Annotated in this window: 14 protein-coding genes; 9 read left to right on the top strand and 5 right to left on the bottom strand. The window is 59.5% G+C overall.

Annotated features, from left to right (window positions below; genetic code table 11):
- A partial coding sequence (locus IEY43_RS17720; RefSeq protein ID WP_188950324.1) for an SdrD B-like domain-containing protein occupies positions 1 to 7,530 on the bottom strand: 7,530 nt, incomplete at its 3' end.
- Positions 7,531 to 8,653: 1,123 nt separating this feature from the next.
- Here IEY43_RS17720 and IEY43_RS17725 point away from each other — a divergent pair.
- The 4 genes from IEY43_RS17725 (at position 8,654) to IEY43_RS17740 (ending at position 13,141) form a co-directional block, all read left to right on the top strand.
- The gene (locus IEY43_RS17725; protein WP_129701449.1) at positions 8,654 to 10,330 is read left to right on the top strand and encodes a TnsB C-terminal domain-containing protein; all 1,677 of its coding nucleotides are present in this window, start codon (positions 8,654 to 8,656) and stop codon (positions 10,328 to 10,330) included.
- Complete coding sequence (locus tag IEY43_RS17730; RefSeq protein ID WP_166826448.1) at positions 10,324 to 11,241, top strand: TniB family NTP-binding protein; 918 nt, start codon at positions 10,324 to 10,326, stop codon at positions 11,239 to 11,241. Before IEY43_RS17725 ends, IEY43_RS17730 begins: the two co-directional genes overlap by 7 nt.
- The gene (locus tag IEY43_RS17735) at positions 11,238 to 12,392 is read left to right on the top strand and encodes a TniQ family protein (protein WP_188950326.1); all 1,155 of its coding nucleotides are present in this window, start codon (positions 11,238 to 11,240) and stop codon (positions 12,390 to 12,392) included. Before IEY43_RS17730 ends, IEY43_RS17735 begins: the two co-directional genes overlap by 4 nt.
- Positions 12,393 to 12,517: 125 nt before the next feature.
- On the top strand, positions 12,518 to 13,141 hold the full coding sequence (locus tag IEY43_RS17740; protein ID WP_119296828.1) for a recombinase family protein: 624 nt from the start codon (positions 12,518 to 12,520) through the stop codon (positions 13,139 to 13,141).
- A gap of 228 nt (positions 13,142 to 13,369) precedes the next feature.
- Here IEY43_RS17740 and IEY43_RS17745 read toward each other — a convergent pair whose 3' ends face one another.
- From IEY43_RS17745 to IEY43_RS17760, 4 genes are all read right to left on the bottom strand, one after another.
- A complete protein-coding gene (locus IEY43_RS17745) occupies positions 13,370 to 14,143 on the bottom strand; it encodes a sulfite exporter TauE/SafE family protein (RefSeq protein WP_062862459.1) in 774 nt (257 codons plus the stop codon).
- Positions 14,140 to 14,763, bottom strand: coding sequence for a rhodanese-like domain-containing protein (locus IEY43_RS17750; protein ID WP_062862458.1), 624 nt, complete (start codon positions 14,761 to 14,763; stop codon positions 14,140 to 14,142). The genes IEY43_RS17745 and IEY43_RS17750 overlap by 4 nt, the downstream gene beginning before the upstream one ends.
- Before the next feature lie 78 nt (positions 14,764 to 14,841).
- Positions 14,842 to 15,144: a rhodanese-like domain-containing protein gene (locus IEY43_RS17755; protein WP_119296827.1), complete on the bottom strand. Its 303-nt coding sequence runs from the start codon at positions 15,142 to 15,144 to the stop codon at positions 14,842 to 14,844.
- A gap of 40 nt (positions 15,145 to 15,184) precedes the next feature.
- Positions 15,185 to 16,564, bottom strand: a complete 1,380-nt coding sequence (locus IEY43_RS17760; RefSeq protein ID WP_062862456.1) for an MBL fold metallo-hydrolase — start codon at positions 16,562 to 16,564, stop codon at positions 15,185 to 15,187.
- Between the two features lie 124 nt (positions 16,565 to 16,688).
- Here IEY43_RS17760 and IEY43_RS17765 point away from each other — a divergent pair, with 124 nt between their 5' ends.
- The 5 genes from IEY43_RS17765 (at position 16,689) to IEY43_RS17785 (ending at position 20,904) form a co-directional block, all read left to right on the top strand.
- Positions 16,689 to 16,946 carry a metal-sensitive transcriptional regulator gene (locus tag IEY43_RS17765; RefSeq protein WP_188950329.1) on the top strand — a complete coding sequence of 86 codons (258 nt, stop codon included), beginning with the start codon at positions 16,689 to 16,691 and terminating at the stop codon, positions 16,944 to 16,946.
- A 63-nt stretch (positions 16,947 to 17,009) separates the two neighbouring features.
- Positions 17,010 to 17,429, top strand: coding sequence for a DUF302 domain-containing protein (locus tag IEY43_RS17770; protein ID WP_062862454.1), 420 nt, complete (start codon positions 17,010 to 17,012; stop codon positions 17,427 to 17,429).
- 53 nt (positions 17,430 to 17,482) lie between these two features.
- On the top strand, positions 17,483 to 18,838 hold the full coding sequence (locus IEY43_RS17775) for an MBL fold metallo-hydrolase (RefSeq protein WP_062862453.1): 1,356 nt from the start codon (positions 17,483 to 17,485) through the stop codon (positions 18,836 to 18,838).
- Positions 18,839 to 19,174: 336 nt separating this feature from the next.
- Entirely contained in the window at positions 19,175 to 19,414 is a 240-nt protein-coding gene (locus IEY43_RS17780) for an SHOCT domain-containing protein (protein ID WP_229777484.1), read from the top strand.
- The gene (locus IEY43_RS17785) at positions 19,411 to 20,904 is read left to right on the top strand and encodes a multicopper oxidase family protein (protein ID WP_188950331.1); all 1,494 of its coding nucleotides are present in this window, start codon (positions 19,411 to 19,413) and stop codon (positions 20,902 to 20,904) included. Before IEY43_RS17780 ends, IEY43_RS17785 begins: the two co-directional genes overlap by 4 nt.
- The last annotated feature ends 325 nt before the right edge of the window (positions 20,905 to 21,229 follow it).

Raw genomic sequence — 21,229 nt, forward strand, 5'->3', positions numbered from 1 at the left:
CTCAGTTGGATCCGTCGGGCTCGGCTCAGTTGGATCCGTCGGGCTCGGCTCAGTTGGATCCGTCGGAGTCGGTTCAGGATCTTCGTCTAGATAGAAGCCGAAGTCGAGAGTCCCATCGTGATCCCCATCTTCGGTCAGACCTTCAGACTTAGCTTCCCAAGTCGAAGAGTCCTTATCCCGGTCGGTACCATTTTCCTTGGTTGGCAGGTAGCCATCCAAAGCATCAGCGGATTCCTCCCGATCAATGACCACCGTGTAAGACTCTCCATCCTTCAAGACCGGAAGATCCTTGAAGTTGTAGTAGCCATTCTCGTCAGTGGTTACCGGACCGACTGGGTTCCCGTTGACATCAATAACTTCCTTGCCGTCCGGGCCGATCAGTTTCAGCACGACACCCTCAATTGGGTCTTCGTCCTTATCCTGAATTCCGTCGCGGTTCTTATCGACCCATACATAATCGCCCAAGGAAACCGAAGGTTCCTCAGTCGGCTCAGTCGGCTCCACGGTAGGTTCCGTCGGAGTCGTAGGTTCCGTCGGAGTCGTAGGTTCCGTCGGTTCCGTAGGTTCCGTCGGCTCAACAGTTGGTTCAGTCGGCTCTGGTTCTGGTTTCAGAACCACACCGACATCCCACGTTGGGTCGATACCCTCAGTAGCCTTGAACTCCTGATCGGCGTAATCCTTGGTCAACGAAGAATTCTCGTCATCCAAGGTGAACTTGATAGTCAGGCCAGACTTCGGATCAGCATCCGAGTCATTCGCATCATCTTCCCCAGCATCCTGCGAAGTAAATTCATACTTCTCAGCCTGCTCGGCAGTCAGCTCGAACTTGACCTGGTAATCGCCGGCCAACAGCTCATCAAAGATATAGCGGCCATTCTTATCGGTAGTCGTCGAGGAAACTTCCTCACCGTTACCGTCAAGCAGAATTACCTTAACTCCATCAAGAACTTCAGAATCGCCTTGCAACCCATCATTGTTCTTATCAACCCAGACATAGTCGCCCACAGCATAAGTCTTGACCGGCTCAGGCTTCAGTACAAAACCGAAGTCCAAGGTTGGATCGTGCTGACCATCTTCGGTCAGACCCTCCGACGTGGCTTCCCAAGTCGATGAATCATTCTCACGATTATCATCGGTCTCGATCGTTGGGACGTAAGGAGCCAAGGGTTCCTTCGATGCTTCTCGATCAATGCTCACCGTGTAGGACTGGCCCTCTTCGAGTACAGGAAGATCCTTGAACTCGTAGAAACCACTCTCATCGGTAGTGGTCGGCGCAACAGGATTACCGTTGACATCCACTACAGGCTTGCCATCTGGACCAACAAGAGTCAGAACGACATCCTTGATGCCCTTCTCATTCTCATCCTGCAGCCCGTCATTGTTCTCATCAACCCATACGTAGTCACCTACGGAGACCTTTGGAGTAAAGAACCCAAAGTCCAAGCTTGGATCGCGCTGGCCATCTTCGGTCAGATCGCCCGACTCAGCTTCCCAAGTCGAGGAATCGTTTTCTCGATCGGTGCCGTTTTCCATGGTTGGCACGTAAGGAGCCAATGGTTCCTTAGACGCATCCTGATCAATGATCACCTTGTACGACTCGCCCTGCTTAAGGGTCGGGAGGTTTTCGAAGGTGTAGAAACCATTCTCATCGGTAGTGGTCGGTTCAACAGAATTACCGTTGACATCCACTACTGGCTCACCATCTGGTCCAACAAGCTTCAGAACGACATCCTTGATGCCCTTCTCATCCTCATCTTGGATTCCATCACGGTTTTCATCCATCCAGACATAGTCACCAACGGAAACCTTAGGAATCGTGACGAAACCGAAGTCCAACGTTGGATCATGATCGTCGTTTTCAGTCAAACCCTCCGAAATGGCTTCCCAAGTCGACGAATCATTCTCACGACTGTCGTCAGTCTCGATGGTCGGAATGTAAGGAGCCAAAGGTTCCTTAGACGCTTCACGATCGATGCTCACGGTGTAGGACTGGCCCTCTTCGAGAACCAGCAGGTTGTCAAAGATGTAGTAGCCGTTTTCGTCGGTGGTGGTTGGCCCAACAGCCTTCCCGTTGACATCCACTACTGGCTTGCCATCCGGCCCGGAGATGGTCAGAACGACATCCTTGATGCCCTTCTCATCTTCATCCTGGATTCCGTCACGATTTTCATCGACCCAGACATAGTCACCAACGGAAACCTTCGGGGTAACAAATCCGAAGTCCAAAGTTGGATCATGCTGCCCGTCTTCGGTCAGACCCTGCGAGCTGGCTTCCCAGGTCGACGAATCATTCTCACGACTGTCGTCAGTCTCGATGGTCGGAATGTAAGGAGCCAACGGTTCCTTCGACGCTTCCCGATCGATGCTCACCGTGTAGGACTGACCCTCTTCAAGAACCGGAAGGTCCTTGAATTCATAGAAACCATTCTCATCGGTGATAGTTGCTTCAACGGGGTTGCCGTTGATATCAACTACTGGTTCACCGTCAGGTCCAGCGAGTTTCAGAACGACATCCTTGATGCCCTTCTCATCTTCATCCTGGATTCCGTCACGATTTTCATCGACCCAGACATAGTCACCAACGGAAACCTTCGGGGTAACAAATCCGAAGTCCAAAGTTGGATCATGCTGCCCGTCTTCGATCAGACCCTGCGAGCTGGCTTCCCAGGTCGACGAATCATTCTCACGACTGTCGTCAGTCTCGATGGTCGGAATGTAAGGAGCCAACGGTTCCTTCGACGCTTCCCGATCGATAATGACCGTGTAGGACTGGCCCTCTTCAAGAACCGGAAGATTCTCGAAGATGTAAAGGCCATTCTCATCGGTCATGGTCGGCAGCACCGGGTTACCAAATACATCGATAACCTCCTTGCCATCCGGGCCAACGATGGTCAGAACGACATCCTTGATGCCCTTCTCATTCTCATCCTGCAGACCATCACGATTTTCATCGATCCAGACGTAGTCACCGACCGAGACTTTCTCCTTCTCCTCAGGCTTGAAGGTGATACCAGTCTTGATGGGCTCCTGGCTGCGGTAATCGGTCTGACCATTTACCTGAGCCTGGGCTGCGTAACCAAAGGAGTTCCACGCCGGAGCGAAGTCCGAAGCGCCCTCGGGCATTTCAGTTTCCGAAACGGTGGTGAAGTTCAGCGATACGCTCGCGCCTGGCGCAAACCCTTCGGACGAATCCAGGACAAGTTTGATGCCCTTGATTTCCTTCGGATTAGCGGGACGCTCGGTGGTCCAGTTTCCGTCGCAACCAGCCCATGGATCCTGCATATTTGCGCCGGTTGGCTTGCATTGCGCGGGATCGCCAGTAAGGTAAGAGAGCACCATGTCGGTTCCTGCAGGAACTTCTGGCAGCTTGATGTCCAAGAGAGCTGGAACCCACTGGGAACCACGCGGGGTACTGGCTTGGGAACCCGTTACACCGGTGTCACCGATGTAGGGGAAGATATCCAGAATTTCCATGTGCTGCGCGTTGACGTTACCGGTGTTGGTAACGCTGAGGTTCCACTCGGCAATACCGCCCGGTTTGGTCTCCACGATGCATGGGTAACGATAGAAACCACCTTCAAATTCGTAGCAGGTGTCAGCGTTTTCAACCTTGGAGTTGACGTTGTACACGCCGGTCTTCTCGGTCTGTCCACCTGTCAGAACCTCGCGAACGAGCTTACGTGATGAGTAGGCTTGGCCTTCGATGATCGAAACGAGATGGTCATCGCTGCTCTCTTCGGAGTTGTCACCGCTGAAGGTGACCTTGTTCTCCAGTTTTTCTTTCGCGTTCAGCCCTCCACGCACGGTGGTTGGTAGTTTCACGGTGATTGATTCGCCTGGGTATAGTTTGGTTCCCTCAGGGAAGCTGAACTTCAGCGTGTTGCCTTCTTCAACCGCAGTAACCTTTGAAGTGTCAACCGAGGTGCCTTCCGGCGCTTGGTTGAACTTCTTGTCAAAGGAATATGTAGTCAGCGACTGCCATTCAGGATCGAGAATCAGCTTCGGTCCTTGATCATCGCTTGGCAAGATATCGGTAATGACAGGATTCAAGATCGCGTCGGTACCGCTGTTGGAGACGGTGAACGTGTAGTTCAGCTCACGGCCCGGTGCAATTTGCCCGTTAGGAGCATCCGAATCCTTGGAAACCTCGGACTTTGTCTCTCCTGGGTTGAAGACCAAATCATCGCTTGCATCGACAGGGCTATGATCCTTGCCCAGACGCGAGACCTCTGCAGAAGCAGTGTTCTCAGTCGTCAGTGCCTGAGTTTCGCCAGGATTGCGCTGGCCCGCTTCGAGTGCAATCAGCTCACCACTGCGCAGGGTGTAACGCGGCAGGACATTGAACTTAATGGTTGTGTCATTGCTAAGAAGCTCTTCGAAGTTGCGGCCTTCTGCAGTGACTCGAACACCTTGAACCTGATCATTGGCAGGAGCATTGGTAGTCCATTCGCCGTCTTCAGCGACCAGCGCTCCATCCTTCAACACATACTCTGCACCGGTAAAGTACTCGATGGTGACATCGTAGACACGACTATTGGGGACGGGGTCCCATCCTGCGAAGTCGAAGGTGTTCCAGAAGGTTGGATCCTGATCGACGATCTGAACGTAGTCGGCCTTGTGGGTTCCGCTATTAACGTTCAAGGTGACGTCTACCGGTGCGGGATTGCCGTTACTGGTAAAGAAATCGATCGGGCCTTCGGGGTTGAACGTCTTGGTCAGGGTCGCATTGAGATCCACTGAGTTTTCGGTGATGATTTCCAGCGGTGCCTGTGGTTCCTTGACCGTCGATTCTTCACCGCGTTCAATGGTCGCTACTGCCGTGTTTGGCACAATGTAGCCGCGCATGCCGTCAATACGGTCAAGCTCAGCCAAGGCTGCATCGATAGGCTGCGCCGGGTCTGAGCCGCGCAAGTCATCGCGCAGCTTGGTGCCAACGGAGATCCAGAATTCGGTGTCGCGTGGAACCAGCTTGTCGCCGTCCTTCACGAGGCTGAATCCAAATGCGGTGACCTCTTCCCAGCTGCGTCCTTCCGGAAGAGTTGGTGTCAGAGCTTCCGCACCGGTGAAGTTCATGTCACCAGCAGCGGTCTTCAAAGTCAGGTGGGCTAGATCCTGGAGTGCTTCGTCAGACAGTCGCGCACTGATCCCTGTGATATCCACGTAGTCAAAAGGATTGACCTCGCCGGCTTTCGAATCAATAACCGAAAGCTTGTCGACTCCGTAGGTTGAAGTGTTCTTCGCCCATAAATTCAAGGTGCTCGTCGGGTTCTTGTTCGTCGGCGCCTCGGTAACAGGTTTCTGAACGATGACGTTCCGATCCCAGGACTTTGCGCTTTGCAACTGGATTTTCTTGTCGACCCAGACTGACCCTTCGGTCCCATCACCGTTGTTGATGCCCAGAACGTTATCGGTTTTCAGCTCATCGGTAAGAACTTCGGTGACCTCGAAGTTGACTAGTGCCTGCACGTCCTTGTCGTGCGGGAACGTGCCCGAATCACGGGTATAGGTAATCCGAACGCCGGTGACGCCCTCAGGCAGTACGTAGTCTTCGATTTTCTTGCCGTCTTCGGAGACGACCAATTGAGCCCATTCGCCGCTGGCGTTCTTATACTCAACGACAACCTTGGTAGCGCCCTGGGTAGCCGGCACCGAGATGCTATTGGCCTTGAACGCAGGAGTCATTAACGCGAAGTCATCGGTTTGCACGATCTCGCGGACGTCCATGTTGGTGTTGCGCTCGTCAACCTTGGTGTTTAGCCAGACGGTAGTCTTGTCGCCCGGAATACCTTCGATGCGGTGAGGGGTAAACCCCTTGCCACCGATCAAAGCAAATTTTGGCTCCTGGACCAACAACGTCGCATCTGCTTCGTCTTCAACGACGTCTTGGTTTCCAGAGGGTGTGCCCCGGCCAAGAACGACGTTCTTGTAGCCGTCGGCAGAAACTGCGGTTGCCAGAACTTCAAATTCGAACTCGAATCCTGCACTAGGGACGAAGACCCCGTCAAAGGAGATTTCAAAGCCCTTGACATCGCTACCCGTCGGAAGATTTTTTGGCAGGGAAATCTTCCCGTCAGCATTTTCAAGTGGGTATTGCGTGCCGTCGACCGTCAGCACACCCGCGGTGGCGCCGGTTGGCCAAGAGCCACCATTGAACTTGTCGAAATCAATACCTTCACCGAACGGTGAAGTACCCGTGGCGGGTTCCTTCAAAGTGAGGTTAGTGAGATTTCGGTTTGAGGTGTTGGTCAGTCCAAGCTTCACCGTGGAAGCATTGCGCCCTTCACCGATTTCTGTGGCATCACCAGCAACGACCAACTCCGGGGAGAAGGACTTGGTGGCATCCACTGAGTAGCTCGCCGACTCAATCACGAAGCTATCTTCAGCAGTGAAAGGGTCATTCTTTTCGCCGTTAGGGAGTACGGCAATGATGTTAGTTTCATTCGCGACCACAGCGGCTTCTGCACCGTCACGCAGGACTGTGTTCAACGAAATCGAACCGGCTGTGCCGTTGGCGATAATTCCGCCTTCGGTCTCGGTTGATCTCGTTGAGCTGAAGACGAATTTAAACCCGGTAATGGTTTTTAGATCAAAATTTTCCGGGAATACGGGCGGCGCGTTCGGGTTGGCGGTTTCCAGAACCTGTGCTTCTGGTTCGTCGCCCACAAAGTATGAAACCACTAGTTCATCTGCACCCTCGGGGTAGACGATGTCACCGAATCCAGTGAACTCAACTGAAGCGAATGGATCAGAATCGCCCGATGGCTCCTCAATCACCAGCGAGGTTGCGCCCACCTTGGAGGTGTTCTTGATTCCGCCGAGCGTCGCACTGATGCGCTTATCAGATCCTTGCTCCAGCAAATCTTCAGACCATTGCTTAGTAATTTCAGCGTTAGGAGCTAAATCAATGCTCGGAACAACAGCTTCGGCTGGATCCTTGATGGATCCCAGGTCAGAAGTCAGTTCTGCTTCGTTGATCAGCTGCTGACCGTTGAACTTGGGGTCCGCGTTATCGGGGAACTTCGCCACGATGGTAATCGTATAGTCGGTACCATCGTTAATACCGATTTTTCCTGGCCGGTCCTCAGAGGTTTCATTAAACGTCAGCTTTACCGAAGTGCCATCTTCCGAGGGTTCTTCGGTAATATCCTTCGCGAACCCGTTGTAATTAATGCTTTTCAGCACCAAAGGTTCAGGAAGGGTATCAATAAGATACGCATCGCTACACGGTTCAGTGTTTGAGGAGCAACCTAGCTTGATCTCGTAGTTGACAAAATCGCCCGGACGAATCACTTCGCTACTGGTCAGATTCTTTTCCAAGAACATGCCGGCGCCGGTGGCGACCCGAGTGCCAACTTGCGGCGCTATTGTGCCCTGAACATTGTTGGCTGCTGCGGATTTTTTGTCCGCTCCTGAATCGCTTGCTTCTTGACCTTCCGGTCCGTTTTTTTGCGAGTCGGCGCCTGTGGCAGCTGTATCTGCTACAGACGAATCGGGGGAAGGAGCGGCCACTGCTGGCGCTACACCTGCCATTCCGATTCCGACGGTTATCGCAAGGAACGAGGCAAGCATAGATTTCCAGCGTTTTGATACGCCAGATTCGTGCTCTATTCGCATTTTTATATTCCCAATTACCGTTGTTAAGCAGGGTGATAGATACCCGTCTGATTCCCTAAAATCAGGATTCCCCCGCTGTGGACGTCGCGAGTCTAACAAGGGGCAGATGGGACTAGCAGGGAAGAATGTGTCGAGGTCAGAAGAGGATTGCTGTACGGAATCGAGTGTCGCAAATAATAGCCAGATCTCCAGATATTCTCAAGCAAGAATCTTGCAGGATCGGATACTACTATTCATTGTCATTGACACGTTCATGTTGATTCAGAAATATGATTCATCTGATTTTTTCAATCATCCATTAAAATTTTCGTCGAAGAATCGCGTTGACATGGTCCTATTTAGAATTTTCTTATTCAGACGTAGAACTTGAAGCCATCCACATCAAACAATTTTCTTTTCGTGACTTTGAACTACTGGGGTAAAGTCCAATGTTGTCGCACCAGATCCCGCAGCCATGTGATCCTTCCCTCTTTTCCAGATGAGAACTACCTGCCGTTTCCACGGGATAGCAAGTGCATCGAACTGCAAAGAAAATTCACCTCAAAATTCACCCTTTCTAACCCACTAGCAATAGGCCAAGCGTGTCCTCTGACTCCGCTTGTTCATGGAATCCTCCCAATTGAAGCTCACTGGCAAACGTTGCTCGCCGGCAAACAGTGAGCTTCCTAAATCCTGCTTCACGATGGACGAGTTACCGGTGACATCAGCGCAGGCCACATGATCGTCGGCGGTAGTGAGCTGAAACAAAGTGAACGCCTCGATGCAACGCCCTCTTTCTTCATGGACTCGGTGCCACCAAATTTAGAAGACGAACGCGATAAATCTTCTCAGCGACACGTCTTGCAACCCATAGGTTGCAAGACGTCTCATCGAGCCTCACTCCCCCAGCTAAAAATCTGTCATTTTCCGAAGTCGCCTGCACATCCGGCCCCGTGTTCTCGGGGGTTGTGCAGTCGGCTGTTGAACGCTGGCCGTTCAGTAGTCGTGTGCACTAAAGTCGTTTTTGCTCAATAGTCCTGTTCTCAAAGGAGAGGCAGGGATGGACGAAGAACCATACGGGATCCCGTCGCCGGGGCATTTAACGATGTCGGATGCTCAGTGGGAGCAAACTCGGTTGCGTGCTGAAGTGATCGGCAATCTCGCCGAGCGTGACCATGTTGGGGTGGCTGCTGCCGATGAAGCCGCCGTCGAGCTGGGAATCTCTCGCCGACAGGTGTACGTGCTGTTGGAACGCTACCGTCAGGGCTCTGGTCTGGTGACCGATCTCGCCAGCCGACGGTCCGACGGTGGCAGGGGTGGTAATCGGCTGTCGGAGCCGGTCGAGCAGGTCATTCGCGAGCTTGTCCGCACACGGTACTTGACGCGACAGAAGCGAAGCATCGCTTCGCTGCACCGCGAGATCGCCCGAGTCTGTGCTGTGCGGGGGTTGCCGGTGCCGGCGCGGAACACGGTCGAGACGCGAATCGCACGGATGAATCCGATAGCAGTCGGTCGGCGACGAGAAGGGCCCGACAGTGTGCGGCCCTTGCAGTCGGCCGGTGATGACGTCCCAGCGATCGGATCCATCTTGGACCAGGTACAGATCGATCACACCGTCATTGATCTGATCGTCGTCGATGAGCGGGAACGGAAGCCTGTCGGCCGCCCATATCTGACGTTGGCGATCGATGTGTGCAGTCGCTGTCTCGTGGGCATGGTCGTGACTTTGGAGCCGCCCTCGGCGGTGTCTGTGGGCTTATGCCTAGCTCACGCAACCGGTGATAAACGGCCCCGGCTGGAACGACTCGGGATCGAAGCAGACTGGCCGATGAGCGGGAAGCCGAAGGCGTTGTTCGTCGATAACGCCGCCGAGTTCAAGAGCGAGGCACTCACCCGTGGGTGTGAGCAGCACGGCATCGCACTGGACTACCGGCCGCTGGGCCAGCCGCATTACGGCGGGATCGTAGAACGCGTCATCGGCACGGCAATGCGCGAGATCCACGAGCTGCCAGGCACGACGTTCTCGGACCCAGGTGAGCGTGGCCGGTATGACTCCGAGAAAATGGCTGCACTGACTCTTGCCGAACTGGAGAAGTGGCTGAGCCTGGCAGTGGCTGCGTACCACGGCACCGTCCACAGCACGCTGGGCCTGACTCCGGCTGGGCGCTGGGCTGAGGGTGTCCTCGCGGACGGCTCTCCTGTGGTCACGGCGAATCCGACAGCGTTCTTGGTGGATTTCCTGCCGGTGATCCGGCGGAAGCTGACGCGTACCGGATTCGTCATCGATCACGTGCGTTATTTCGCCAACGTGCTCAAGCCCTGGATCGCGCGTCGCGAGAGTCTCGAACAGTTCATCATCCGCCGAGACCCGCGCGACATCAGCCGAATATGGGTGCTGGACCCTGAGGGCGAGGAATACCTAGAGGTGCCCTATCGGACGTTGTCGAATCCTGCTGTCAGCGTGTGGGAGCACCGGCAGGCGCTGGCACGACTGCGTGAACGCGGTGCCGCCGAAGTCGACGAGGTCGCGTTGTTTCGGATGATCGAACAGATGCGTCACATCTCTGAGACCGCCGAGAAGACCACCAAGCGGACCCGCCGGGAAGCTGAACGCCGTAATCACGCGGGAACCACGAGAAAGGCGTCTCCCGCGCCGACACCGGCTCCTCCGGCGACTGCGCCGGAACCGGGCGCGATGCGGCCTGCGGCCCGCTTCGAGGAGATTGAACAATGGTGACAGTCGACGAGGACCAGCCACCGGATCTGTCGCATCTGCATCCATCTGCACAGTCGACGGCGCGGCTGCCAGCTGCCGAGCGGGTCCACAGGATTCGAGCCGACCGCTGGATCGGCTACCCGAAAGCCGTCGAGGCTGTCGGGCGGTTGGAAACGCTGCTCGGGTGGCCACGGAAGCAACGCATGCCCAACCTGCTGCTGGTGGGGCCGACGAATAACGGCAAGTCCATGATCATCGAGAGATTCCGTCGACAGCACCTGCCCACGACTGAGTTGGATCGGGAACACATCCCGGTGCTGTGCGTTCAGATGCCCTCGGAGCCGTCCCCGTTGCGGTTCTATACAGCAATCCTCGCAGCCCTCGGCGCGCCGCTACGGCCGCGCCCTCGTGTGATCGAGCTCGAGCGCCTCGCACTCTCCCTACTGCGCGAGGTCGGTGTGCAGATGCTGGTGATCGATGAGCTGCACAATGTGCTTGCTGGACGTGGTGACGTCCGTCGAGAGTTCTTGAACCTCTTGCGATTCCTTGGCAACGAGCTGCGCATCCCGCTCGTGGGAGTCGGCACCCGTGAGGCATACCTGGCGATACGCTCGGACGACCAACTGGAGAATCGGTTCGAGCCGTTCGTGCTGCCTGTCTGGAAGGCAGGCGAGGACGCCCGGTCGCTGTTGGCCAGCTTCGCGGCGGCCTTCCCATTGCGGCGGCCCTCCCGCATCGAGACCGACGACATGACGCAGTACTTGCTCGCCCGCAGTGAAGGAACGATCGGTGAGCTTGCGCACCTGCTGACCGCGGCCGCGGTCGCGGCCGTCGAGTCCGGCGCTGAGACGATCAACCACCGGACGCTGACGATGGCCGACTACGTTGGCCCCACAGAGCGGCGGCGATTGTTTGAACGCGAGCTGATGTGACCGCCCGCTGGCCGATCCATCCGCGGCCGATTCCGGGTGAAGCCCTCACCTCATGGCTGCACCGGATCGCCGACGGGTATGGGATCACCGTCGATGATCTTGCATTCGATATCGGCTACTCCCTCGACCGCGATACGGATCTCGACCTGGCCCCACCGGAGGGGTTGATCGAGCAACTAGCGATCCAAACCGGAGTCAGCTCCGATCGGATTCACGGCATGAGCATCAGCGGGTACACCCCGTGGCTCTTGGACGACGTCGAGCCTGGCCCCGACGCGTTCAGCACCTACATCCGGCAATTGACCGTTCTCTTGCCCGAGAGGAACCGTCGTCGCCGGACGGTGAGCTCGTGGCGAGCATGGGTCCCGACCGCCGCTGTCCGACACCACCGAACCTGCCCACAATGTGTGCGAGATTCCACGTCTCCTCACCCCTACCTCGTGGTGTGGTCGCTGCCACTGATGCTCTCCTGCCCCGTCCACCACTGCTGGCTTGAGCACCACGACGGTCCGCCCGGCCATTACTACGCATGGCGCGACCCATCGAGCGCCCCCGAACCGCAGAGAGCCTCGCTGGCGATCCGGCGCATGGACGACCGGACGTGGCAAGCCCTGACAGCCGGAGTAGTCGACCTTCCACGGCATCGCATCCACGCCGGCACGTGGTTCCGGCTGCTGCGCACTGTGGTCGATGAGCTTGGTGCAACCATGAGCGAGTGCGGTGCCGCGCAGCGGCTGACGCGCGAGGTGTGGCAGCGCGCGGGATATCCCGTGCGAGCCGGTCAAGCGATGTGGCGGCCCTTTGAAGCGCAGACCCTGCAGAGGCAGACGCGGACCCTCGAAGCCGCAGCCATCGCAATGCGCGTGCTCGAGAACGGTCACCTGACGGGTCTGGGCCGCGATGCCGCATTGTTCCTCCCGGAACCCGACACCTCTCTTGATCCTGGCAAGCCACTGGTAACAACAGGATGCCCGAAATCCCTTAACGAAGCCCTGCACGACGCCGTCGAGGATGCCAAGCAGAACCCGGACAGCGCACGCCAGCTATTCAATCTCATGACGCTCTACCGCAGCGACGACGACGAGCACGTCCACCGAGTTCGGAACGATTTCGCCGAACTTGGCATCCCTCTCGAATTTCTGTCACATTAACTGCTTTTAGCGGGGTCTGCACGACATAGAATAAGTAACGGGTAAAGTGACAAATTTTATGTGGCGGCGATACTTCGGTTCTCATGTCACGTAAACGAACGTATAAATGATGGAGGAGAAACCTGATGCTGGTCGGCTACATGCGCGTTTCCAAAGCCGACGGCTCCCAAGCCACTGACCTGCAGCGCGACGCGCTCCTTGCCGCCGGCATCGAGCCTGCGCAGCTGTATGAAGACAAGGCCTCCGGCAAGAAAGAGGACCGCCCCGAGCTGGTCTCTTGCCTTCGGTCCCTGCGGGACGGGGACACTCTAATGGTGTGGAAGCTGGACCGGCTCGGTCGGGACCTGCGCCATCTGGTCAACATCGTCCACGACCTCACCGAGCGCGGCATCGGGCTCAAAGTCCTCACCGGTCAGGGTGCAGCGATCGACACCACCACCGCCTCCGGCAAACTGGTCTTCGGGATCTTCGCCGCCCTGGCCGAATTCGAACGCGAACTCATCTCCGAACGAACCATGGCCGGCTTGGCATCGGCCCGCGCCCGGGGCAGAAAAGGCGGCCGGCCCTACAAAATGACGTCCGCCAAAGTCCGCCTGGCGAAAGCGTCCATGGGTCAGCCCGACACCAAGGTTGGTGATCTCTGCAAAGAACTCGGCATCACCCGGCAGACGCTGTACCGGCACGTCTCGCCCACTGGAGAACTAAGGCCTGACGGCGCTAAATTGCTCTCCCGAAGCCGGGCGCAGTGAATATTGAGTACGACTGTATGGGCCGGCGCCCAGCGGCACGGAGGGTCCCCTTCACAGGCAGGTGTCTCTCTACCGCTTGCAGGTCCGACACCGCACCCAGTTGCTTGAAATCCAGTGCCAGGTTTGCTTACTAGTTGCAGATGCGGTTGGTGCATCGATCAACCCCGGTGGCGGTTACGGCACTGGGACAGTCGCTGAGCGCGGTGGAACGAAAGGAGCGGCGAATCGTCAGCCGCCGATGATGCCGATAATGGTGCTCACCGCCACGATGGCGGCGACGGCGAACACGAGGATGGCGAAGGCGGTGCGAACGTGTTTGCTGTTGAGTTTGTGTGACAGGCGGCTCGCGGCGAGCGAGCCGGCGATGGCGGGAATTGCGAAGGCCAGTGTTGGGACCCAGTCGATGGTGAAGCCGGTGGCGTGGGCACTGAATCCTGCTGCTGCGTTGATGGTGATGATGACCAGTGATGTTCCGACGGCCTGCGACATCGACAGACCGAGGAACAGCGTCAGTGCCGGAACGATGAGAAAGCCACCGCCGACGCCGAGCAGTCCGGTGAGAAAACCGATCCCAAGTCCGACGGCGGCTGCCTTGGGTAAGCACGATCGCAGGAAGGATCCCTGATCGGAGCCACAGTGTCCGGTTATCTCTGGTGTCTTGGTGAGCATCCGGGCCCCGGCGGCCACCATGATGGCGGCGAAGGCGAGAAGGAGCACCTCTTCGTTCAGGAGCCGGCCGGCGGCGGCTCCGCCCCATGCCGCTGGAATGCCGGCGGCCCCAACCGGCAGTGCGATACGCCAGCTGATACCGGTGCGGATACGGGGGATGACGGCGGCTATGGAGGAGAGTCCGACGACGAGTAGTGAGGTGGGGATGGCGTCGTGGGTGCTCATTCCCACGCCGTAGACAAGCGCGGGAACGGCAATGATGGAACCGCCGGCCCCGACCAGGCCCAGGACCGCTCCGACGAGCAGTCCCAGGGCCAGGGCGGCGGCGATCATGAAGCCTGGGTCTGCGGTGCCGGTCCCCGGGAGGGCAGTTGCAGGATGACTGCTTCGCGGGTTGGCTCCTGAGCCGCGCGGTTCCAGGGCATTGCGGCCAGTGCTTTGCCCATGGCGCAGGTGTTGGTCGCGGCGGAGAAGGTCAGTCCGGTGCCGATGGCCCCGGCGAGCATGCGGAATTTCGGTGAGAGGAACTTGCCGCCGGCGAGCCCGGTCACGACGAGGGAGCCGGCGACCAGGCGGACCTGGCGTTCGAGGTCCCAGCGTTGGGTGCCGTGGACGACGTCGCCGCCGGCGGCCGCGTAGGCGGGAATGCCTCCGGTCAATACATGGGCGGCTTCCACGCCGGCGCCGTTGAGGCGCTGCCGTGCCTGTTCGGCACGCGTGCCGGATTGGCAGACCAGTACGGTGCGTCGGCCGAGCCGCCCTGCGAGCTCATCGGCGTGTTCGGAGAGCAGCGGCAGCGGCACGTTGTATGAGCCGCGGATATGCACCGTTTCGAATTCGGCTCCGCTGCGCACGTCCAACACGATCAGGTCATCGTCGGTGTCGATCCAGGACTGCAGCGTTGCCGCGCCCACGGTATCGATCGTGGGTTTAGGTTGTGTTGAAGTAGTCATACTTTCCTTTGTGCTCAAGGTGTCCCCGCCGCCGGCAAGGACCGGCGGCGGACCGCCGGGATGGGTGGATGCGCCTTTTTAGGGCTTGTGGGTGGGTCGACCTTCGGTTTCCCAGGCGGTCATGCCGCCGGCCATCGTGTCTGCGCGGAAACCTGCGACCAGCAGGTCCACGGCCGCGTGGGCGCTTCGGTTTCCGCTGGCGCAGACGGTGATGACCGGCCGGCCCGCATCGAGTTCTCCAAGACGGGATGCCAGTTGGCCGAGCGGGATGTGCACTGCGCCGGGGATCATGCCTTCGGCGGTTTCAGCCTCTTCACGTACGTCCAGGATGGTCGCAGTATTGCGGCGTGCATTGGCCTCTGCGGTGGTGATTTCGGACATGGCGGTATTTCCTTTCCGGTGATGGTGCTGCCCGGTGTTCTTAGGCGTTGGATGGTTCGTGAGTGGCTGTCCAGGCGCTGTAGCCACCGGTCAGATCCTTAACGTTGGTGTGGCCGAGGGCTCGCAGGGTGCTGGCGCCGACGCTGGAGCGCCACCCGCCGGCGCAGTGTACGAGGACGGGCCGGTCCGCGGGGACTTCGTTGTGGCGCTGCGCCAGTTCTGCCAACGGAATCCGCACGGAACCGGGCACCGCGCCGTCTTCGATTTCACCGGGATTGCGGACATCGAGAACCGTGGCCCCTTCGTTTTGGCGTTCTGTGTCGAAGGTTTCGACGTCGACGCGTTCTCCCCGCTGGACAATGTCGCCGAGTTCGGTGAAGGCGCGTGCCGGTTCGTTGAGGTAACCGGCCACCCGGTCGAAGCCGATCCGGCCCAGCCGCATCGCGGCCTCTTCTTCACGTGACGCGTGGGTGATAAGGACGATCTCCTCATCTGATCCGATGACCATGCCGGCCGTCTCGGCGAAGCGTCCGTCGAGTCCGACGTTGAGAGATCCGGCGAGGTGGCCTTCGGCGAAGTCCTCCGGTGAGCGGGTGTCGAGGATCCGAGCGCCGCGGGCGGCGGCATCCTGCAGGTCCCGTACGGACAGTGCACGGAGGTCACTGGCGGCGCCGATCAAGGGGCGGTCCTGACGGTTCAGTACGGCATCGACGGCAAAGTACTCCGGGATGGCCGGCTGTCCACTGCGGATCATGGCAACGAATTCGTCTTCACCCATCGGCTGGACGGAGAGGTTCATCATCCGCTGCGCACCGATAGTGGACTCAAGTTCATCCGAAAGGTTTTTGCCGCATGCGGAACCGGCGCCGTGGGCCGGCAGCACACGCACGTCGTCGGGAAGCTTCATCAGCACATCATGGATCGACGCGTAAAGGGCACGTGCCAGCTCGTCCGGGTCGGCGCCGACGGCGGCAGCCAGGTCGGGGCGGCCGACATCGCCGATGAACAATGCATCGCCGGTGAGTACCGCATCCGGGCTCGCACCGGACTGTTCGCGTACCAGTACGCTGATCGACTCCCAGGTGTGCCCGGGAGTCTCCAGGATCTCGAGTTCGACCTCACCGAGGGAGACCTTATCGCCGTGGCTGAAGGTGCGGATCTCGTATTCGGTTTCTGCTCGGCGGCCGTAGCCGATCCATGCGCCGGTGGCCTGGGCGAGTTCAAGGTGGCCGGCGACGAAGTCGGCGTGGAAGTGGGTATTGATCACCCCGGTGATCGTCAGGTTGTTCGCCGCCGCGTCGGCGAGGTACTCGCCAATGTCGCGCCGCGGATCGACGACGACCGCCTGACCGCTTCTCTCATCGCCGATCAGGTAGGAGCCATGGGACAGGCAGCCGAGGTAGTACTGATTCACGATCATTATCGTCCTCCAAAGGATTGTCGTTGGTGGGAATGAAGCCAGCCTTACACATACCCTAGGGGGTATGCAATAAGCCCCTGGGGGTATACAATTGAAGGCAAGCACGAAAGACTATGGAGGAACAATGCAACTCGACACCACAGATCTGGGCCCGGTCGTGAACCGGCTCAAGCGTGCACAGGGACAACTTGGTGCCGTCACACGGATGCTCGAAAACGGCAGTGACTGCAAGGATGTGGTGTCTCAGCTTGCCGCCGTATCGCGGGCGCTGGATAAGGCTGGATTTGCCATCATCGCCAGCGGGCTTCAGCAGTGCATGAGCCAGGAGGACCCCAGTATCGATAAGAAGGACTTGGAAAAACTGTTCCTCTCCCTCGCCTAACAGCACCCCCGCCCGCACGAATCGTCAAGCAGCACTGCAGGTACAACCAGCAAGGAGCAGCAGATGAGCTACACCCACACGATCACCGTCGACCTTTCCTACACCGACGCCGTGGAACGGACCAAGGAGGCCCTCTCTGAACAGGGGTTCGGCGTCCTGTCGGAAATCGACGTCCGCTCCACCTTCGAGAGCAAGCTGGGCGCTGAGGCCGCAGAGGCGCTCGGCGATTACGTCATCCTGGGTGCCTGCAACCCCGGCCTGGCCCAGCGCGGCCTCACCGCCGAGCCGGATCTGGGGGCGCTGCTGCCGTGCAACGTCGTCGTGCGCCGCGGCCCATCAGCCGGCACCACGGTGGTCCAAGCCATTGACCCGCAAACCATGGTCGAGCTCAGCGACACCGATGCTGTCCGCGAAGTGGCCGACGATGCCGATACCCGGCTGCGCGCCGCATTAGCTCAATTGCCGGCCGCCGCCGGAGCGTAGGAACCCCACCTATTCCATCAGCGTGAACAGTGCCCATAGTGAAGGAGCATCCCATGGACGTCATCACGATCGACACCCCGCAACTGGGCGACCGCAGCTACCTGGTCCACGACGGCACGAGTGCACTGGTGATCGACCCGCAGCGCGATACCGACCGGCTCGAAGCCGCCGTCCGGAATGCGGGGGTGAAAATCACCCACGTTGCCGAAACCCACATCCACAACGACTACCTCACCGGCGGGCTGATGCTCGCCAAGGCTCACGGGGCAGAGTATCTGGTCAACGCCGCCGACCCCGTCGACTACGAACGGACCCCGGTTGCCGACGGGGAGGTCTTCCAGGTCGGCGATCTATCCGTCAAGGCGGTGGCCACGCCCGGGCACACCCACACCCACCTGTCCTATATCGTCAGCGATGGTCAAGGGCAGGCGGTTTTCTCCGGAGGGAGTCTGCTGTATGGCTCCGTTGGGCGCACCGACCTGGTCAGCGACGATGACACCGAGACCCTCACCCGGAACCAGTACGCCTCGGCGCGGCGGCTCGTTGCCGAAGCCGTCCAGGACGCCCCGCTGTATCCCACCCATGGGTTCGGTTCCTTCTGCTCCAGCGGACCTGCCGCCCAGGTTGATTCGTCCACTATCGGCGAGCAGGCCCGGGACAACCATGCTCTGACAGATCCGGACGAGGACCACTTCGTTTCGGAATTGATCGCCAACCTCAGCGCTTACCCTGCCTACTACGCACACATGAGCCCCCTGAACATTGAAGGCCCCGGTCCCGCGGACCTGACAGTGCCAGAGTCGGTCGACGCCGGCGAACTCGGCCGCCGCCTCAACGACGGCGAATGGGTCATCGACCTGCGCAACCGGGTCGCTTTCGCCAGCAACCATCTGGATGGGTCCGTCAGTTTCGAATATGGCGACGGGTCCAGCTTCACCGGATATTTGGGCTGGGTGCTGCCCTGGAACGACAAACTGACACTGCTCGGTACGCACGAAGATGTGGAGAACGCGATCCGGGACCTGTCCCGGATCGGCATCGATTCCCCCGATACTGCCACCGGCGGCGGCCCGGCCGAATGGGCCCATGGAGTGCCAACCGCCAAGTATCCCCGGGTTGGCTGGGATGAGGTTCCCCGCGGCAGCACCGGTGACGAAGTCATTCTTGACGTGCGGCGCACCGACGAGTTCGAAACCTCCCACATTCGAGGGGCCGTCAACATCCCCGTCCATGACCTGCCGTCCCGGATGGGCGACGTCCCGCCACAGCGGCTGTGGGTGCACTGCGCCTCCGGCTACCGTTCCGGCATCGCCGCGAGCCTGCTGCAGCGCGCCGGCAAAGACGTGGTCCACATCGACGCCATGTTCAACGAGGCCGAAAGTGTCGGCCTGCCCATGGCCGAATCGTAACCGCTCCTCACAGCGACAGCCTTCGCGCTGGCTCACCAGGCTCTGCTGTTCCGTGCCCGATTCGCTGCTGCTGCGCTTCGGACAGGCCCAGCCCGGTTAGCGACCGCGATCGAAGAAGCCACCGAAGCTGGGATCGCCGCCGTCTCCATCGGCGGGGCCCCTGCAGCACACGGTCCATCCCGGTGGTGGTGAGCAGGAAATGCCCGCTGCCCAAGGCTTGAGAGGTCAAAACTGGGTTGACACATACCGGCAAGAGACACATAGGACTGAAGATCTGACCATGCACGACCAGAGAGAAGGAGCACGATCATGATGAACGGCGGCGGTATGGGTGGTATGGGATTGATGTGGGTCTTCGGGCTGCTGGTGCTCGCCGGGGTAATCGTGCTGGTGGTCGTGCTGGTAACGACCCTCTCCGGCAGATCCTCGAACACCGGCGCACCCGATCACGGTCGTGCCCCCGGCGCGGATCCTGGCCGGGGGCGGGAGATCCTCCAGGAGCGCTACGCCCGCGGCGAGTTGAGCGCCGAGGAGTACCGCGAACGGTTGCAGACCCTCGAAGATGACGGCCGGTGAGCCCGCTGACCCGCCGGCAACTGCTGGCGCTTGGCGCGGCAGGGGCCGGTGCCACCGTCGTCGGCGGGACCGGGCTGTGGTGGACCGCCACCGGCGGCCGCGGGTACACCGGTGGTGAGGACCTGATCGAACCGCAGGTGCTGGCCAGCCGCGACCGCGTGCTGGAACTGGACCTGACCGCCGCCCCGACACGGATCGAGGTCGGTGGCCGGGAGGCCTCCGTGCAGGCCTTCAACGGCTCCCTGCCCGGACCGACCCTGCGGGTGGCACCGGGGGACACGATCCGGGTGGCGATGACCAACGGACTGGAGGCCCCGACGAACCTGCACGTGCACGGGTTGCACGTCTCCCCGGAAGGCAACGGCGACAATCCGTTCGTGAGCATCGCCCCGGGCGAGTCCTTCGACTACGAGTTCGTCTTGCCGGCCGATCATCCGCCGGGCACCTACTGGTACCACCCGCACCGCCACGGCCACGTGGCCGATCAGGTCGCCGCTGGACTCTACGGGGCCATCATCGTTGAGGACACCGAGCCGGTCCCGGTCACCCGGGAGCGGGTCATGGTGGTCTCGGATCTGACCCTGGATGCTTCGGGCAACCTCGCCGAGGTGAGTCAGATGCAACAGATGATGGGCCGGGAAGGTGAGGTCGTGCTGGTCAACGGAGCGGTCCGCCCGCAACTGAACGCCGCGCCCGGGGAGCGGGAACGGTGGCGAATCGTGAACGCCTGCCCCTCCCGGTACCTCCGACTGCGGTTGGAGGGCCAGCAGGTGCGGGTGCTCAGCCGCGACCTCGGCCGCCTGCCGACCCCCGAGGACATCACCGAAGTGGTGCTGGCCCCCGGCAACCGCATCGAGATGCTCGTGGAAACGACCGAGGGCTCCTCCACGCTGGTCGCCGCACCGGTGGACCGCGGCGGCATGGACGCCATGATGGGCGGGACCATGATGGGTGACAACGAGACCGGTAGCGGCGAGCCGGTCGAGCTGCTCACTCTGACAGTGTCCGGAGCACCCGTCCAAAAACCTCCACCTGTGCCTGAAGGACCGGGCCTGCGAGATCTGCGCGGGGAGCCGATCACCGCCCGCCGCACCCTGGACTTCGCCATGGGCATGGGCGGCGGGGCCATGATGGGCAGTGGGGGCGGTGAGGGGGACACCACGATGATGGCCTTCACCATCAACGGCCAGGAGTTCGGCCCCGACCGGGTCGACACCCCCGTGGCGGCCGGGACCGTGGAGGAGTGGACCCTGAAAAACTCCAGTCCCATGGACCACCCCATCCACCTGCACGTATGGCCCATGCAGATCGTCCAGGACGGAAACCGCGACCTCTCCGAACCGAGGTGGCAGGACGTAGTGAACGTCCCGGCCCGCAGCCAGGTAAAAGTCCTCATCGCCTTCGAGGACTTTCCCGGGAAGACCGTCTACCACTGCCACATCCTCGACCACGAGGACCAGGGCATGATGGGCACCGTAGAAGCCCGCTGACCGCGACGTGCGGTGACGACCGTGGCGACACAGTGCTCCGTGCCCTGCGCCGCCAGGCGAAAAAATGAGGGAAGCGCCGAAGAACAAGATCAGCAGGGTCGTCGATCAGAGCGCGGCCTCCAGCAGATAGTGCAGCCGACTTCGGACATTCCGTGCAGCCGACTTCTGAAAATGACAAATAGAGACGTCTTGCAACCTATAGGTTGCAAGACGTCTCATGGTACCCCGATCCCACGGTGAAAAATCCGCGGAAACTCAACGGTCCAAAATTCTCGCAACTATGTGTCGCAACCAATGGCGTAGAATCATGTCTACACCATTAGTT

It is taken from the genome of Glutamicibacter protophormiae, assembly GCF_014647495.1.
Lineage (GTDB): Bacteria > Actinomycetota > Actinomycetes > Actinomycetales > Micrococcaceae > Glutamicibacter > Glutamicibacter protophormiae.